The following is a 16,137-nucleotide window of genomic DNA, read 5'->3' on the forward strand; positions in this document are numbered from 1 at the left end:
TACCTACCAGGTGTCGACGTTCGGCCGGTTGGCCCGCGCCACCTCCTTCGGCAGGGCCGCGGCGATCCACCGGCGGGTGTCCACCGGGTCGATCACGTCGTCGACCTCGAACATGGACGCGGCGTTCAACGCTTTGCCGCGCTCGTAGGCCATCGCGATCATGTTCTCGAGGGTCTCCTTGCGCCGCACGGGATCCGTGATCGCGTCGAGTTCACGCCGGAAGCCGAGCTTGACCGCGCCCTCAAGACCCATCGCACCGAACTCAGCGGTCGGCCATGCCACCGTGGCGTACGGGATTTTCGCGCCACCGCCGAACATCGCCATCGCGCCGAGCCCGTACGCCTTGCGCAGCACGACAGCACACATCGGCACGGTCAGGTTCGCGCCTGTCACGAACAGCCGGCTGAAGTGCCGGACCGTCGCGGTTTTCTCCGACTCCGGGCCGACCATGAACCCAGGGGTGTCGCACAACGACACGATCGGCAGGCCGCGGCTGTCACACAGTTGCATGAACCGCGCGGCCTTGTCGGCCGCGTCCCGGTCGATCGCGCCGCCGAGATGGCCGGGATTGTTGGCGATCAAGCCCATCGGCCTGCCTTCGATGCGGACCAACGCGGTCAGGATCCCCATACCGAACCGCGGGCGGAGCTCCAGCACCGAATCGACGTCGGCGATCCCGTCGATCACCTGACGGACTTCGTACGCGCGGACCCGGTTCTCCGGAACGACGTTACGCAACCGCTCCTGGTCCACAGTGGACCAGTCGGCACTGGTGCCGGTGAAATATGACAGGTACTTCTTGGCCACTCGGACGGCTTCTGCCTCATCGGCAACAGCGATATCGACGACGCCATTGGGCTCCTGAACCGACAACGGCCCAACGTCTTCCGGTGCGACCACGCCGAGACCGCCACCTTCGATCATCGCGGGGCCGCCCATACCGATCGTGGCATCGGCAGTCGCGATGATCACGTCGCAGCAGCCGAGCAACGCCGCGTTGCCGGCGAAACATCGGCCAGCCACTACTCCGACGAGCGGAACAAGCCCGGATAGCTTGGCGAACAACGAAAACGCCGGTGCGTCCAGCATCGCGACCAACGGGACGTCCGTATCACCCGGCCGCCCGCCTCCACCTTCCGCGAAGAGCACGACCGGCAGCTTGCGCCGGGCCGCCAGCTCGAACATACGGTCTTTCTTGGCATGGTTGTAAAAGCCTTGCGTGCCCGCGAGAACCGTTGCGTCGTAGGCAACGACAACGCTCTCGCGGCCGTCGATCTCCGCGATGCCCGCGACCATGCCGTCCGCCGGGGTCTTCTCGACGAGTTCCTCCATCGACCTGCGCTGCCGTTGCGCCGCAACGACCAAGCCGCCGTACTCGACGAAAGTGCCGGGGTCACAGAGGTCTTCGACGTTCTCGCGGGCCGTTCGCCTGCCCTCGCGATGCCTTCGCTCGACCGCCTCCGGCCTGTTGATGTCCTTCCCCGCCGCTCGCCTCGCGAGAACCTCGGCCAGATCCGGCCGGATCCCGTTGTCCACCTGTTCGATGTGATCGGTGTGCGGCGCTGCGACCACTCCAGGCTCGATGGTCACCAACACCTGGTCGCGACGCACCGTTTCGCCCGCGGTCACGGAGATCTCGCCGACGCGGCCGGCGATCGCAGACGCGACAACGTGTTCCATCTTCATCGACTCGAGTACGACCAGCTGCTGGCCGGCGGCGACCTGGTCACCAGGGCTGACCGAGACCAGGACGACAGTGCCCTGCATCGGCGCGATGACGGTTTCCATGGCGCCGATCCAACATCAAATCTCCCAGCGAAGCCCAATCGTGCCCGACGCGTTGAACTCGATCAGGTGCACCGAGCCAGTCGGACTGGCGGCCAGATCCCATGAGGACGACTCGACCCTGGCGCAGCGGGCCGGGACCGCGGCCTGGTCGAACCGGGCCTCCAGCACGTAGTCCCTCGTAGTGCGGTGCAGCCTGCGGACGAACCTGTCCGGCCGGCCGACATCGACGATCCGGTACTCCATGATGATCGTCTCGCCGCGCGCCAGCGGCGCGTCGAACACCAATTCCGCCACCGTCATCCCGGTTTCCGGATCGGTATTCAGCGTGCGCACCGCACAGTGCTGGCCCGCGACGATCTCACCGGGCGCATCCCACACCACGATCCAGCGGTCGGCGCCGTCGTGACTGGCGCGCAGCACATGCCTGCTGGCGACCTCGACCAGCCTGCCCGTGGCGTCCACTTCGATCCGATCGTGCTGGGACAGCCGGGTCAGCCTGCCGTCCGAGGACGTGTCCACCCCGGCAAGCAAATGCTCGACCGGCGAACCCCACGCCTTGAGCATCGCCTCCGGCCCCTTGGGATGCGCGGCCCGGCCGCGCGGGCGCGGCGGCCCGAGCAACGACCGCAACGCCTCCGGCGGGAGCTCGAGCACGGCCTCCAGTTCGGCCAGTGCCCGCAACGATTCCGCGCGTTCCGGCCTGCGCCTGCCGGACTGCCAATTGCTCAGCGTAGGCACGCTGATCGACACGTCACGTAGCCGCAGCCGGTAGCGGATCCGGTCGAGCGCAAGCCCGCTCGCACTGATCGCCGCCCGCAGCGCCTCGTGGAAAGGCCCCGCTGCCAGCAGTTCCGGTGTCACCACGGTGCGAACGTAAGCGGCAGTGAAATTCTCTGTCAATGTCACCCAGTAGGTGAAACCCTTACGGCTGCACGAAATTGCTCTGTCAGAGTGCGCTGTGCGCCAGCCAATGGGCGATGAGTTCCCGTTCTCCGGAAACCACAACGTCGTCAAGGCTCAAGCGGCGGTACAAAACCAACAACAACTGCTGCACAGAGCCGGACACGGTCACATCGGCCGCGCCGGTCACTGTGCGCTTCCACTGTGGGCCGTCCGGAGTGCGGATGATCAGCCATCCGTCACCCTGCGTCGAGGACAATCGCAGCGTCTCGCCGTCGCCGCGGAGCTCCGCGTACGCGGGGTTGATGCCCTCAATGAGTTCGAGCAAGGAAAGTACTTCGTCGATCCCGTCCGCGGCCAGGCCTGCCGGGATGTCGTAGGAAGTTTCGGCGGTGAGTGCTGCGTCGACCGCGTGGATCGTGGTGTCGTGCAGCATTCGGCGCAACCAGAAAGACGCGGGCTGCGTACCGCCGAGAAAACTCCAGACTTCCTTGTCCCCCGCCTGGGCCACCGCACGCGCGAGCCCCTCGGCGCCCTCCCGCAGCCAAGTCCTCCAGTCAGCCGGCACGTCGCCCTCGTTGGAAAACGGCACAGCTTCGCCGGTTTGGACGATCAAGGTGGCACGCCGGTGGATCAGCCCGACGTGCGCGACCAAATTGCGCACCGCCCACTCCGGACAGGTCGGCACTCGCTTGCCCGGGTCGAGTCCGGTGACGGCGTCGGCGAAGGCATTGGTCTGGTCACGCAGCCAATCGGTATGCACATCTTCACCTTAGAGAGCCGTGTTCACGAGCCAGTGCGAGATCAAGTCCCGGTCCCCGGTGACCGTGACGTCGTCGATGCCCAACCGGCCGTAGCAGAGCAGAAGGAGGTTCTGCGCACTCGCCGAGACAGTGACATCGGCGTCATCATCCGATCGCTGCCAAGCCACTCCGTCTGGGTTCCGGGTGATCAACCACGCGTTGCCGTTGGCTCGAAGGCGCAGTGTCTGCCCTGTGCCACGCAGGTTGGCGAAGTGGGGCCGGATCTTCCCGGCGTCCGGGATAGAGACCATCTGCAGTCCCTCTTCGATCCCATCGACGGCCACGTCCGCAGGGATCCGATAGGCGATGCCCGCCGTGACGGCCGCATCGAAGGAATGAATCACCGTTTCGTGCAGCATCCGGCGCAGCCAGAAGGACGCGGGCAAAGAGCCGATCAAGGTCCATACCTTCTTGTCCCCGGCCTGGATCACCGCGTCGGCGAGTTCTTCGGCACCAGCCCGAAGCCAAGGACCCCAGTCCTGCGGCACGTCAGCGGTCAACGGATCAAGGAATTGCTCGGGCTGGCCGGTTCGAATGATGTTCGCGGTCTGGCGATGGGCGTGGCCGACGTGCGCGACGAGCGCCCGCACTGACCACTCTGGACAGGTCACGACCTGCTTGTTCCCGTCAAGACCCGTGACGGCTTCGGCGAATGTCTCGGTCTGGGCGCGTAGCCAGTCGATGTGCATGTCCGTACCGTAGAAAGTGCACTGGGGTGGAGGTTCAACGTGACACAGGCCACATACGGCATCGGCGACCTCGCGCGGGCGACCGGTGTGCCGGTCCGGACCATCCGGTTCTACTGCGACGAAGGCATCTTGGAAGCGTTGCGTAGCGCTGGCGGGCATCGTCGGTTCGCGTACTCCGCCGTTGACCGGCTCCGGCTGATCCGGCGGCTGCGCGGCCTCGGCCTGGGACTGACGTCAATCAAGTCCGTGTTGTCCGGCTCCGAATCAGTCGAGGACGTAGTCGCAGCCGAAAGAAAAGCCCTCGACGTCGAACTCGCGGCACTGGCCTGGCGCCGCGCTTCGCTGCACGCGGTCGAACAGGCCTCCCCTGCCGAGCGCGCGGCACGACTCGACCTGCTCGCCGCGGTGCAGGATCGCGACACGGCACGCGGTTCGCTGATCGACTTCTGGCAACGGATCTTCCTCGGCCCGATGCCCGACTACTTCGTGGAGATGTTCCTGACGGTCAGCGTGCCCGACCTGCCACCGACACCGACGCCCGAGCAGGTGGTGGCGTACGCCGAAATGGTGGTGCTGCTGAGCGATTCCTCGCTCCGTGAGGGCATGCTGCGGCGGACACTGCGCAACCTCGAAGAGGTCACGGACGAAGGCGAGCTGCACGCCGGCATCAGCGAGGCATGCGCGATGGCCCAGCCACTTGTCCTCGCCGGTCAGCGCCCCACCGCCGGCACCGCACTCGATCACTTCGTCGCCACGCACGCCCGGGTCCGCGGCGCCCGCGACACGCCCCTGTTCCGACGCGACCTCTACCGGATCTCAGCAGTAGAAGCAGGCCCGCCGATGCGCAGGTACTGGCGGCTGGTCGGGACGGTGACGGGCGAGCCCGTGACCATCGGCGAGAGCCACACCTGGCTGCTCGACGCCCTCGCGACCTCTATCGGGTAACCGCGATCCGCTCCCGTGCCGAGTTCCGCACGACCTCGACATGCTCGGTCGCCTTGGCCAGTCCCATCCTGGGAGTCTCGACGTAGACCGACTCGTGCTTGTCGACGGCGTAGGTCTCATGCCAAACCCCGACAGCGCCCTTGGCCTTGGCAGCCCGCCGGTTGAACTTCGCCCACGCAGGCCGGTGCTCAGCATCACTCTTGGACGCGTACGCATAGAGCTTCTCGAGCGAACTCCAGTACTGAACAAGCGTGGGCCCACGCAGGCCAATGGTCAGCTCATAGCCAAGCAAGCCCAGCTCAGGATCCTTATCCAACTCCCGCAGCATCGGCGCCATGGCAACCAAGGTCGGCAACCACTGATCAGGCCGCCACGGCCGGTTGATGGTCATCCCAATCAAGAACACAACAAGCTCACCATCATGTCGATGGGTCATCCTAGATAGTGTCACTCTCCAATAGTGGCGAGTTCCACTATCTATGTCAACCCTGACCACCCGAGCGCGTGGAATGGAGCTGGAAGGTGGGGCGGAGGTTGGGAACTGAAGGGACCACCAGGCCCCAAACCCCAAGCAAGCCCAACCCTGCGGCGGCAAAGCCGCGCCGTTGGTCCAAGCGAAAAGCGCCCAGCGCTGGATCAGAAGAAACACGCACCGTGGGGGGCATGGGGGGCTCGGCCCCCCAAAATAAAACGGACGACCCGGCGAAAGTTGCGAAGCAACTGAGCAGGGTCGTCCGGAGGACGTGGAGGTGCCGGGAATCGAACCCGGGTCCTCTGTCGCCTCACCAAGGCTTCTCCGTGCGCAGTCCACTGTGTCTCTGCTTGGCCCCACCAGTCTCGTGAACTAGCTGGTGTGACGGGCCCAGTCGCTGTTTGCTTCCCTACCGCACTCCGCGACCGAGTACGGCGGTGAGCCTTCTAGATGATGCCGGCAACCGGGCCGAAGGCACTCCCGGACCGACAAGGAGACTACGTTATCGCTTAGGCAGCGAGAGCGTAGTCCGCCCGACTGGTTTCAGTCTTGGCGCTTGTTTTTTTGCGACGACGCTTGAGGTGGTCTCTCGCCTGCACCTGCACGCTTCCCTTGACTCAACGTCCAGAGTCGAAACCGTTCACCCCCTGGTTGTGGACATCTTCTCAGTCAATCATAACGCGCTGCCCCCACGTGTTCATTCCGGTTATCGCCCGATGGTGGGGCTGGCCCTACCTCCAGGATGCTGGCTTGCTCCATCGCTGATGTGACCTGGGCTTGGGATGCTTGTCGCCATGATGACTCAGGTGGAGCAGGTTGATGGGCGTCAGCATCAGCCGAGGGCCGTTGGGGCGAATGTCTACCTGTTCACCAGCTTCATCACGGCCGTCGCGTGGTTCCCGCTGGTGATGGGGATGCTGTCGGCCGGGTTCGGCACGTTGGTGGTGTGGGTGGGCTTTCCGCTGCTCACCGTGGCGATGATGCTGATCAGGGGGTTTGCCCGGGTCGAGCGGCGGTTGGTGTACGCCACGCTCGGCTACTACATCCCGGATCCGTATCGGCCGATCCCGCCTGGGTTGTTCGGGTGGTTCAAGGGCCGGTTCTTCGATCCGGCTACGTGGCGTGACCTGCTGTACTTGTTCGTCTTGCTGCCGTTGTCGATCTTTTCGTTCGGGTGGATGGTGGCGTTCTGGGCGGCTGGTCTTGGGTTGTTCTCGCTGCCGATCTGGTACCGGTGGGTTGACGACGGGTACGTGCTGTTCGGGTCTGACCGTGGGTTTGCCTACGTCGTCGACTCGTTCGATGACACGCTCCTCCCGGCCGCTGTCGGGATGCTGGTCCTCGCCGTCGCACTGGTGACGACGCGGTTGTTGGGGGTCATGCACGGCAAGCTGGCGCGCGCGCTGCTGGGTCCGAGCAAGGCGATGTTGCTGGCTGCTGAGGCCGCGCATCTGCAGGCGAGCCGGGCGCGTGGAGTTGACGCTGCCGAGGCTGAGCGGCGCCGGATCGAGCGTGATCTGCACGATGGCGCGCAGCAGCGGCTTGTCGCTGTCGCGATGGGACTTGGCCGGGCCAAGAGCAAGATGGACCGTGACCCTGAGGGCGCGAGGGCCTTGATCGACGAGGCGCACGCGGACGCCAAGCAGGCGGTGGCGGAGTTGCGGGATCTCGCGCGCGGGATCTACCCGGCTGTCCTCGGTGATCGTGGGTTGGACGCGGCGCTGTCGTCGCTCGCCGCGAAGTCGCCTGTGCCCGTTGAGGTTCATGTCGAGGACGGGTTGTCGGCGGATCGGCGTCCGCCTGCTGCCGTGGAGACCACGGCGTATTTCACGGTCGCTGAAGCGTTGACCAACATCGCGAAGTACGCCAACGCGTCACAGGCGACGGTGCACGTTCACCGTGAGGACAACAAGGTTGTCGTGCAGATCACGGACAACGGTGTGGGTGGTGCGCAGACGCGTCGTGGGGGTGGGCTGGCCGGTCTCGCCGACCGGGCTGCGACCATTGACGGCGTGCTGACCGTGGTAAGCCCCATCGGCGGGCCGACTGTGATCCGGGCGGACCTGCCGTGCGAGTGGTGATCGCCGAGGATTCCGTTCTGCTGCGAGCCGGGATCGAGCGGTTGCTCGCGGACGAGGGCATCGAGACCGTCGCCGCCGTCGAGGACGGCGAGCGCTTGCTCGAGGTCCTCGCCGAGCACCGGCCCGATCTGGCCATTGTGGACGTCCGGATGCCGCCGACGTTCACCGACGAAGGACTGCGGGCCGTGTTGCGGGCCCGGGAACGCACGCCTGACTTGCCGGTGTTGGTGCTCTCGCAGTACGTCGAGGAGCGCTACGCGGTCGAACTGATCTCGTCCGGCGCCGGCGGCGTCGGCTACCTGCTCAAGGAGCGGGTGGCCGACGTCGCCGAGTTCGTTGACGCGGTCAACCGGGTCGCTCGCGGTGGGACGGCTATCGACCAGGAGGTGATCTCGCAGCTCATGGCACGGGGCAGACGTAATCCCATCGACTCGCTCACGCCTCGCGAACGCGAGGTCCTCGGCCTGATGGCACAGGGCATGTCCAACGCGGCCATCGCGAAGTCCCTCACCGTCTCGGACGGCGCGGTGGAGAAGCACGTCGGCAACATCTTCGCCAAACTCGGCCTTGAGCCGAGCCAGGAGGAGCACCGTAGGGTGCGTGCCGTCCTGGCGTATTTGGAACGTAGGTGACTCCCCTGTCAGGGTAGGGAAAACCCCCTCCCGGAGTTGGGAGCAGACACCAGTGATCTTGTCCCCCGGATTCGCGAGGCTCTTGATAGCCAAGCGAATTGGGGGCACACGGTGTCGAAGCGAGATCCTTTTCTTGATGTGGTCAGGGTTCTGGCCATCGTGCTGGTGGTCTTCCAGCACTGGCTGGTGCCGGTGCTCGGCTGGAACGGCACCGAGCTGACCACCGGGAACGCTTATGCCACACCAGGGTGGTGGGTGCTGACGTGGGTCGGCCAGGTGATGCCGCTGGTGTTCTTCGCCGGTGGTGCGGCCAACCTGCTGTCGCTGCGGGCGCATCGCGGCCGGGGTGGGTCGGACCGCGACTGGCTGTCCAGCCGGGTGCACAGGCTGGCGATCCCGATGCTGCCGTTGATCGCGGTGTGGCTGGTGGTTCCGCATCTGCTGGTCACCCTCGGGGTGCCGGTGCAGCCGTTGAACGTCGGCAGCGCGGTCGTCGGCCAGCTGTTGTGGTTCATGGCGGTGTATCTCGCCGCGATTCTCGTGACTCCGTGGATGCTGAAGGCGCAGGAGCGCTACGGACTGCGCGTCTTCGCTGCTCTCGCCGGTGCCGCGGTGCTGGTGGACGTGGTGCGGTTCGCGGGTCTGCCGATGGCCGGGTTCCTCAACGCCGCCTTCGTGTGGCTCGCGGTGCACCAGCTTGGTTTCCACTACGCCAAGAACCCGCCGTCGACGCGAGCGGCCGCGGCCATGGCGATCGCGGGGTTCGGGATGACCGCGCTGATGGTCGGGTTCGGACCGTATCCGCTGAGCATGGTCGGCATGCCGGGCGCACCGGTGTCGAACGCGGGCCCGCCGACCGCGTGCCTGATCACTTTGGGCATCGGTCAGATCGGTCTCGTGCTGCTCGCCCGTCCGCTCATCCGTTCACTGGCCGCCCGCCCCGCGGCCGCGCGTGTGCTCACGTGGGTCGGCGCCCGCTCGATGAGCCTGTACCTGTGGCACATGTCCGCCATGGTCGCGGTGGCAGGCGTGTGGACGATCGGCCTCGGCTACTCCACGCCTGAGCCGGGCAGTTTCCTGTGGTTCGCGGTCCTGCCGCTGTGGATCGGATCGGCCACCGCGGTGTTGTACGGGCTGCTGCGAGTCTTCGGCCGGTTCGAGGCGCACGCACCCGGGCCGCTCGTGGTGCAGCCACCTGCGCTGCAGGTCATGCTCGGCACCGGGGTCATCGCGATCGGCACGTTGGGCATCGCGGCGACCGGGTTCGCGCCCGGCCAGGGTCTCGTGTCGACCGGTGCGGCGATCTGGGCCGCGATCGTCCTCAGTGGACTGCTCGCGGTGCGCTACCGGCTACCGTCGGTCAGTGTCGTCCGCAATGCCTAGCAGCTGGGCGGGGGTGTCGTGCAGCACCGCCTTGAGGAAATCAGGGCCGAGCCGCTCGTCCTCCGCCCACTTCGCTATCACTTCGAGCTGGTGGGCGTATTCGTACGGGATGTTCGGGAAGTCCGTGCCCAGCACGACCCGGTCAGGGAAGTGCACCATCCGCGGCAGGAAGTCCGGCTGCGGCGTCCCGAAGTCCACGCCGACCATGGTCGTGTCCACGTACACGTTCGGGTACCGGCTGACCAGGTCGAACGCCGCGTCGAACTCCGGCATCCCAGCGTGCGCCAGCACTGCCGTCAGTGTGGGGTGGCGGCGCAGCACCTCGGCGAAGACGTCCAGACCCGTGAACGCGCCACGCAGCGGACCGTGTCCACAGTGCACAACCGCGGGCACGCCCGCTTCGGCGATCAGGCCCCACGCATTGTCCAGTTCGGACGTGCGCGGGTCGTAGCCGCCGATCTGGACGTGCACTTTGACGCACCGCGCGCCCGCGTCCAGCGCTTTGGCCACGTACGACTCGGTCTCGGGTTCCGGAAACAATGTCGCGGTCGGCACGGCATCCGGGGTACGAGCCGCGAAGTCGCGAATCCACTCGTTCAGCCATTCCGCCATCCCGGGTTTATGGGGATAGACCAATGGCGCGAAGCGGGTCACGCCGAACGAACGCAGCAGCCGCAGCCGCTCGTCCTCATCGAATCGATAGTGAATCGGCCAGTCGACACCGTAATTGTCCCTGGCGTTGTCGAAATACGCCCAGACCTTGCGCAGCACCGATTCCGGCATGAAGTGAACGTGAATGTCCACAAGGCCGGGAAGTCCGAGGCCGGTCACCCAGGACCGGACCTCGGAATCCTTCACCAGCCGCCGCCGCGCTTGCGCGCGCGGCCGACGGCCTTGACCATCTCGCGTTCGGCGGTCCGCTTGGCCAGCGCCTGGCGTTTGTCGTACGCCCGCTTACCCCTGGCCAGCGCCAGTTCGACCTTGACCTTGCCGTCCTTGAAGTACATCGACAACGGCACCAGGCTCAGGCCGCTCTCCTTGGTCTTGCCGATCAGCTTGAGGATCTCGCCCTTGTGCAGCAGCAGCTTGCGCCGCCGCCGCGGCTCGTGGTTGGTCCACGTGCCCATCTCGTACTCGGTGATGTGCAGCCCACGCAGCCACACCTCGCCGTCGTCCACCGTGGCGAACGCGTCGACCAGCGACGCACGACCGAGCCGCAGGCTCTTGACCTCGGTCCCGACCAACACGATCCCGCACTCGTAGGTGTCCAGGATCTCGTAGTCGTGCCGCGCCTTCCGGTTCGACGCGATCACCTTCTGACCACGTTCTTTCGCCATGACAATGAACTCTACGACACCGCGCCAGCGGTTAAGTCCGCACGTAGAGCCGCAGGGTCACGTAGCCGGTGACGGCCGAGATCAAGATCGCCACGGCGACCAGGATCGGCGAGATGGCCAGGATGTCCCATAGCTGTATTCGCGGGATGATGTTCGCGGCTATCGGTTCGGCGAGGACGTTGTCGATGAAGACCGCCTTGATGCCGATCAGGCCGCCGATCGCCAGCACCGCACCGACAAGGCCGGCGACCACCGCCTCCAAGAGGAACGGCAGCTGTGTGTACCAGCGCGTGGCGCCGACCAGGCGCATGATGCCGACTTCCGTGCGCCTCGTGAACGCGGACACCTGGATGGTGTTGGAGATCAGCAACAGCGCCGCGACCGCCTGGATGGCCGCGACCACCCACGTTCCGTTCCGGACGCCGTTGAGCACGCCGAAGAACCGTTCGAGGAAGACACCCTGGTCCTCAACCCGGTCGATCCCCGGTTTGTTGCTGTACGTCTGCACGATGACGTCGGCCCGGTCCGGGTTCTTCAGCTTCAGGTGGAACGTCGCGGGCAGCGACTCCTTGCGGGTCAGCTCCAGCAGTTCGGGCTGACCGGCGAAGACGCGCTGGAAGCGGTCGAACGCCTGGTCCTGGTTCTCCCACCGGACGTCGTCGACGTTGGCGTCCTGCGAGAGAGCGGACTGGATGCCCGCACACGGCTGCTGCTTGCAGTCCTTGTCAGTCGCGCTGATGTCCCTGTTGAGGTACACGTTCACTTCGACCTCGTCGCCGAAGTTGTCGCGCATGTGGTCGATCATCCGGACCACCAGCAGACCGCCCCCCAGCAGTCCCAATGAGATGGCTGTGGTCAGGATCATCGCGACGGTCATCGTGACGTTGCGCCGAAGTCCGGTCAGGACTTCGGACAACACGAAACTGAAACGCATCGGTGCGGGTTTCCTCGCAGGTCGGGGGATTACTTCTCGGCTTAGCGGCCCACGCCGTAGACGCCTCGGGCGTCGTCGCGGATGACCCTGCCGAACGCGAGCTCGACGACTCTGCGCCGCATCGAGTCCACGATGGAATGGTCGTGCGTGGCCATCAGGACGGTCGTGCCCGTGCGGTTGATCCGCTCGAGCAGCAGCATGATGTCCTGGCTGGTGTCGGGGTCCAGGTTTCCGGTCGGCTCGTCGGCCAGCAGCATCATCGGCCGGTTGACGAACGCACGCGCGATCGCCACACGCTGCTGTTCACCACCGGACAGCTCGTTGGGCATGCGGTTGGCCTTGCCGTCCAGACCGACCAGCTCAAGCACCTCGGGCACCACCTTGCGGATGGTGTGCGTGGGCTTGCCGATCACTTCCAGCGCGAACGCCACGTTCTCCGCGACGGTCTTGTTGACCAACAAGCGGAAGTCCTGGAACACGCACCCGATGGACTGCCGCAGCCGGGGTATCCGGCGCCGCGACATCCTGGTGATGTCGAAGTTGTTGACGTACAGCTTGCCCTTGGTGGGCACTTCCTCACGCAGCAACAGGCGAAGGAAGGTGGACTTTCCCGAACCGGACGGGCCGATCAGGAAGACGAACTCCCCCTTGTCCATGTCCACCGAGACGTCATCCAACGCGGGACGCGTCGACGTCTTGTAGCTCTTGGAAACATGTTCAAGCCGGATCACGGTCGCGGAGTCTACCCACGACCGTTATCGGCCCGTTGCCAAGGGATGGTTTAGCACTCTCAGTTAGTGCGTCGCCACCGAATTCCGGCCTCCAGGAATCCGTCGATATCGCCGTCCAGAACAGCGGAGGGATTCCCCACTTCGTACTCGGTGCGCAGATCCTTGACCATCTGATACGGGTGCAGAACGTACGAACGCATCTGGTTTCCCCAGCTAGAGCCGCCGTCGCCCTTGAGCTCGTCCATCTTGGCCTGCTCTTGCTGGCGCTGGCGCTCCAGCAGCTTCGCCTGCAGAACGGCCATCGCCGAGGCCTTGTTCTGCAACTGAGAGCGTTCGTTCTGACACGAAACGACGATTCCCGTCGGTATGTGTGTGATGCGTACCGCGGAGTCGGTCGTGTTCACGCCCTGACCACCTGGACCGGACGACCGGTACACGTCGATGCGCAGGTCCTTCTCGTCGATGTCGACGTGGTCGGACTGCTCGACGACCGGGACGACCTCGACACCGGCGAAAGACGTCTGCCTGCGGCCCTGGTTGTCGAACGGTGAGATCCGCACCAGCCGGTGGGTTCCCTGTTCGACCGAAAGGGTGCCGTAGGCGAAAGGCGCCGAGACTTTGAAGGTCGCGGACTTGATACCGGCTTCTTCGGCGTAGGACGTGTCGTAGACGTCGATCTGATAGCCGTGCCGCTCCGCCCACCGCATGTACATCCGCAGGAGCATCTCGGCGAAGTCCGCGGCGTCCACGCCGCCCGCTTCGGAACGGATCGTGACCAGCGCGTCACGTTCGTCATATTCGCCGGACAGCAAGGTCCGGACTTCGAGCGAGGAGATGTCCGTGCGCAGCTTTTCGCGCTCGGCGTCCGCCTCGGCGAGACTGCCCGCGTCGCCTTCGTCTTCAGCCAGCTCGTAGAGCACGGGCAGGTCGTCGAGGCGTTGCCGCAGCTCAGACACCCGGCGGAGCTCACCCTGCTTGTGGGAGAGCTGGCTGGTCACCTGCTGCCCCTTCTCCGGGTCGTCCCAGAGATCGGGGCGCGCGGCCTGCTGCTCCAGCTCGGTCACCTGAGCGCGCAGCGCATCGAGATCCGTCACCGCCTCGATGCTCTTCAACGTGGCGGAGAGATCATTCAGGTCTGCTGCGACGTCCGGGTTCACGGCCAAGAAGGTTACGTCAGACCGCGTGCCGGTGCGTTGCCGGTCGGCTGTTTCGCGCCGACCGGCTTTCGTTATTCAGTCTTTCGGGACCGCGTCGAGCAGTTTCAGCGCCGCCCTGGCACGGGCCACCGCGAACTCGCCGATCGCCTTCGCGTAGCTGTCGTCAGTGTTCTTGACCGAGTTGCGGGCCTCTTCCAGCTCGGCGTTGTACGCCTGCCGGGCGGAGTCGACCAACGCGGTGCGCTGCTTCGCGGTCAGGTTGCTGGCGTGCACAAGGCGGAGGATCAGCGGGCTGCGCAGGTGGTCTGGACCAGGCTCGGAGGCAAGCCAGGTCTTGAAGGCCTTCTTGCCTGCGGCCGTGATCAGGTACTGCTGGCTGGAGCGCGGGCCCTGCTTGCCAAGGCGGACAAGGCCGCCGTCGGCCAGTGCGGGAAGCTCGCGGTATACCTGGCTGCGCGTGACGCTGAAGAACGCGCCAAAGCGCTCACGGGCCACCGCGACCAGCTGGCCACCCGTCTTCGGGCCGTCATGGAGCAAGCCGAGCAGAGCCGCGGCTGTTGCGTTCAATTCAGACACCTAACCACCGTGCCATGAATTTCGCTCGCTGTCCACAATGGCCCCGGCATCTGTCCACAATGGCTATACCGTCACCCGGATGTCGCAAGTACACCCGATTGGCTCAGTAGCTTTTCCGTTGCACCCACTCCGACCAGGCACGAAGCCATTCGTCCTGACCTGTCATCAGCTCGGCATGCCAGCGCCGCAACGAATCATCGTGCTGCGAAGAACTTCTTTCCTGATGGGCGAACGGGTCCGGCATCCAGGAACGTTGCGACGCCCACACCGTCCGCCAGCTCTCCTGCGCGGGCTTGGAGAGAAGTTCGAGCCGCATCCCGGTCCAGTACAACAGAGTCTCGGTCACGGCGGCGTCGCGCAGCCGCTTGTCGGCGAACCAGGCTGCCTTCTCCTGCAAACGGCCCAACTGGTTCACCAGAATGGTCACGGCCTCGTTAGCGTCCTGTCTGGACTGATCGGCCAGATGCATCTGCGCCCGTACGGCCGCTTCCCAGAGTTCGCCGTGCTTACGGGCGTTGGCGCGCAGCCGCGGCGGCCGCCCTTGGCGCGCCGCGGCTTCCAGCTGACGGCTGCGCGCGAGCGTCGCGTCGATGAGCGACCGATGCGCTGTGGCCACGTCGAACGGCCGGTCGATGATCGGCATCGTCGGCGGGTTCGTCCGCAGATCGTGCAGGTATTCCCTACGCCCGCGAAGGAACGACTCGATGCTGGGTACCGCGACAAGATGCGTCGCGGCCAGTTCCCACTCCCGAGCCACGACGATGACGTCGGAATCCTGGTGCCAGCAACGCGCTGCCCACAGCTTGCGTCTGGTGTGCAGCAACGAAGCCGGCCGCGGCGTGCCGTTCACGACCACGTGCGCGGGCACCGGATCACCTTCCACCGGACTGTCATCACCCATGCTGTCCAGCAAGTTCTCCAAGAAGTACCGGAGATCCGGCGGGCTGGGCCTGTTCTGCGACCAGCGCGCGGTGTGCACCTGCACAAGCGGTCCGCTTGGCCGCATCAGGTCGCCGTAGGCAAGCCCGACACTTTCGACGATGCCGTCGTTGATCTCAGCTTCGCCGAGTAAGCGCGGCTGTGGTGCGGGTTCGGCCATGCCGAGCAACGGCAACGAGCTTGCCCGGACCAGGCGCTCATACTCAGCCTCCTGCCGGGAAAACAAGGCCTCCATCTCCGGTGAGGGCGGCACGAGCTCCATGTGCCCAGTGTGCCAGTTCAACCACTCGGCGAACACAGTCGGCGCGCCGGTCGGCAGCTGATCCACGGTCAGCGGTCATCATCGGGCTCCGACCGGCCACGAATAGCCGCAGCGTGATCCACTCGCGGTAGCGCAGCGCGTCCGGATCGTCACGGCATGTATCAGAAGTCACAAGCTCCACAGTGGACATCCAAGAAATTTCACGCGGCACTGTCGATTGCACGCGTCCGGTGAACTACCCGACTTGAGGAGGTTGACATGACCCGGTTCAGCGGGCGGTCCCGACTTCCTCCGTCACGTGAACGAAGTGCCCGCGCCCAACTGTGAACAAGCTCGAAGCGCCCACCGTCGCGAATGGCCACTCCGGTATACCAGAGTCCCCCGTCGACAACGGTTTCCCGCCACCCCAAACGAAACGCACTGTCCCCCAACCAAACCGCGACACCCCTCGGCCCACGACCCGTCAACCAGCGCGACACACAATCCTTATGTAGAGCCGAATGGCACA

At 65.4% G+C, this 16,137-nt stretch carries 16 protein-coding genes and 1 other RNA gene; 4 read left to right on the top strand and 13 right to left on the bottom strand.

The genetic code is table 11. The annotated features are described in order from the left end of the window. Positions 1-3 precede the first annotated feature (3 nt). The 4 genes from B9C43_RS52930 to B9C43_RS52945 all read right to left on the bottom strand — a co-directional run bounded on the left by B9C43_RS52930 (position 4) and on the right by B9C43_RS52945 (position 4,180). The gene (locus B9C43_RS52930; RefSeq protein WP_084434780.1) at positions 4-1,788 is read right to left on the bottom strand and encodes a carboxyl transferase domain-containing protein; all 1,785 of its coding nucleotides are present in this window, start codon (positions 1,786-1,788) and stop codon (positions 4-6) included. 15 nt (positions 1,789-1,803) lie between these two features. Then, a complete protein-coding gene (locus tag B9C43_RS52935; RefSeq protein ID WP_084434781.1) occupies positions 1,804-2,652 on the bottom strand; it encodes a hypothetical protein in 849 nt (282 codons plus the stop codon). 82 nt (positions 2,653-2,734) lie between these two features. Continuing rightward, entirely contained in the window at positions 2,735-3,451 is a 717-nt protein-coding gene (locus tag B9C43_RS52940; protein WP_084434782.1) for a maleylpyruvate isomerase family mycothiol-dependent enzyme, read from the bottom strand. A gap of 9 nt (positions 3,452-3,460) precedes the next feature. Then, entirely contained in the window at positions 3,461-4,180 is a 720-nt protein-coding gene (locus tag B9C43_RS52945; protein WP_084434783.1) for a maleylpyruvate isomerase family mycothiol-dependent enzyme, read from the bottom strand. Positions 4,181-4,219: 39 nt separating this feature from the next. Here B9C43_RS52945 and B9C43_RS52950 point away from each other — a divergent pair, with 39 nt between their 5' ends. Further along, positions 4,220-5,125, top strand: coding sequence for a MerR family transcriptional regulator (locus tag B9C43_RS52950; protein WP_084434784.1), 906 nt, complete (start codon positions 4,220-4,222; stop codon positions 5,123-5,125). Here the strand turns inward: B9C43_RS52950 and B9C43_RS52955 are convergent. After that, on the bottom strand, positions 5,115-5,561 hold the full coding sequence (locus B9C43_RS52955) for a DUF4188 domain-containing protein (protein ID WP_084434785.1): 447 nt from the start codon (positions 5,559-5,561) through the stop codon (positions 5,115-5,117). The genes B9C43_RS52950 and B9C43_RS52955 overlap by 11 nt on opposite strands. Positions 5,562-5,866: 305 nt before the next feature. After that, positions 5,867-6,245: a transfer-messenger RNA gene (ssrA, locus tag B9C43_RS52960) on the bottom strand. A 146-nt stretch (positions 6,246-6,391) separates the two neighbouring features. On the opposite strand from ssrA, the gene B9C43_RS52965 reads away from it, so the two are divergent. From B9C43_RS52965 to B9C43_RS52975, 3 genes are all read left to right on the top strand, one after another. Then, positions 6,392-7,678, top strand: coding sequence for a sensor histidine kinase (locus tag B9C43_RS52965; protein ID WP_084434810.1), 1,287 nt, complete (start codon positions 6,392-6,394; stop codon positions 7,676-7,678). Beyond that, the gene (locus B9C43_RS52970; RefSeq protein ID WP_033391721.1) at positions 7,666-8,310 is read left to right on the top strand and encodes a response regulator transcription factor; all 645 of its coding nucleotides are present in this window, start codon (positions 7,666-7,668) and stop codon (positions 8,308-8,310) included. Before B9C43_RS52965 ends, B9C43_RS52970 begins: the two co-directional genes overlap by 13 nt. Before the next feature lie 111 nt (positions 8,311-8,421). Continuing rightward, positions 8,422-9,693: an acyltransferase family protein gene (locus tag B9C43_RS52975; RefSeq protein ID WP_160097387.1), complete on the top strand. Its 1,272-nt coding sequence runs from the start codon at positions 8,422-8,424 to the stop codon at positions 9,691-9,693. Here B9C43_RS52975 and B9C43_RS52980 read toward each other — a convergent pair. From B9C43_RS52980 to B9C43_RS53010, 7 genes are all read right to left on the bottom strand, one after another. Beyond that, positions 9,661-10,551, bottom strand: coding sequence for an amidohydrolase family protein (locus B9C43_RS52980; RefSeq protein WP_235039366.1), 891 nt, complete (start codon positions 10,549-10,551; stop codon positions 9,661-9,663). The genes B9C43_RS52975 and B9C43_RS52980 overlap by 33 nt on opposite strands. Continuing rightward, the gene (gene smpB / locus B9C43_RS52985; protein ID WP_033391718.1) at positions 10,548-11,030 is read right to left on the bottom strand and encodes an SsrA-binding protein SmpB; all 483 of its coding nucleotides are present in this window, start codon (positions 11,028-11,030) and stop codon (positions 10,548-10,550) included. Before smpB ends, B9C43_RS52980 begins: the two co-directional genes overlap by 4 nt. A gap of 31 nt (positions 11,031-11,061) precedes the next feature. Further along, positions 11,062-11,964 (bottom strand): permease-like cell division protein FtsX, encoded by a 903-nt coding sequence (gene ftsX, locus B9C43_RS52990; protein ID WP_033391717.1) that lies wholly within the window; start codon positions 11,962-11,964, stop codon positions 11,062-11,064. A gap of 41 nt (positions 11,965-12,005) precedes the next feature. Continuing rightward, positions 12,006-12,695: a cell division ATP-binding protein FtsE gene (ftsE, locus tag B9C43_RS52995; RefSeq protein ID WP_033391716.1), complete on the bottom strand. Its 690-nt coding sequence runs from the start codon at positions 12,693-12,695 to the stop codon at positions 12,006-12,008. Between the two features lie 59 nt (positions 12,696-12,754). Further along, the gene (gene prfB, locus B9C43_RS53000) at positions 12,755-13,852 is read right to left on the bottom strand and encodes a peptide chain release factor 2 (protein WP_051897382.1); all 1,098 of its coding nucleotides are present in this window, start codon (positions 13,850-13,852) and stop codon (positions 12,755-12,757) included. A gap of 75 nt (positions 13,853-13,927) precedes the next feature. Beyond that, positions 13,928-14,428 (bottom strand): PadR family transcriptional regulator, encoded by a 501-nt coding sequence (locus B9C43_RS53005; RefSeq protein ID WP_033391714.1) that lies wholly within the window; start codon positions 14,426-14,428, stop codon positions 13,928-13,930. A gap of 103 nt (positions 14,429-14,531) precedes the next feature. Continuing rightward, a complete protein-coding gene (locus tag B9C43_RS53010) occupies positions 14,532-15,695 on the bottom strand; it encodes a hypothetical protein (protein ID WP_033391713.1) in 1,164 nt (387 codons plus the stop codon). Between the last annotated feature and the right edge of the window lie 442 nt (positions 15,696-16,137).

Source organism: Kibdelosporangium aridum, assembly GCF_900176515.1.
Lineage (GTDB): Bacteria > Actinomycetota > Actinomycetes > Mycobacteriales > Pseudonocardiaceae > Kibdelosporangium > Kibdelosporangium aridum.

Bases quoted from the DNA above. Each gene is read 5' to 3' on its own strand.
- B9C43_RS52955 (WP_084434785.1), bottom strand. From the start codon at position 5,561: ATGACCCATCGACATGATGGTGAGCTTGTTGTGTTCTTGATTGGGATG.
- ftsX (WP_033391717.1), bottom strand. From the start codon at position 11,964: ATGCGTTTCAGTTTCGTGTTGTCCGAAGTCCTGACCGGACTTCGGCGC.
- smpB (WP_033391718.1), bottom strand. From the start codon at position 11,030: ATGGCGAAAGAACGTGGTCAGAAGGTGATCGCGTCGAACCGGAAGGCG.
- B9C43_RS52965 (WP_084434810.1), top strand. From the start codon at position 6,392: ATGATGACTCAGGTGGAGCAGGTTGATGGGCGTCAGCATCAGCCGAGG.
- B9C43_RS52930 (WP_084434780.1), bottom strand. From the start codon at position 1,788: ATGGAAACCGTCATCGCGCCGATGCAGGGCACTGTCGTCCTGGTCTCG.
- B9C43_RS52945 (WP_084434783.1), bottom strand. From the start codon at position 4,180: ATGCACATCGACTGGCTACGCGCCCAGACCGAGACATTCGCCGAAGCC.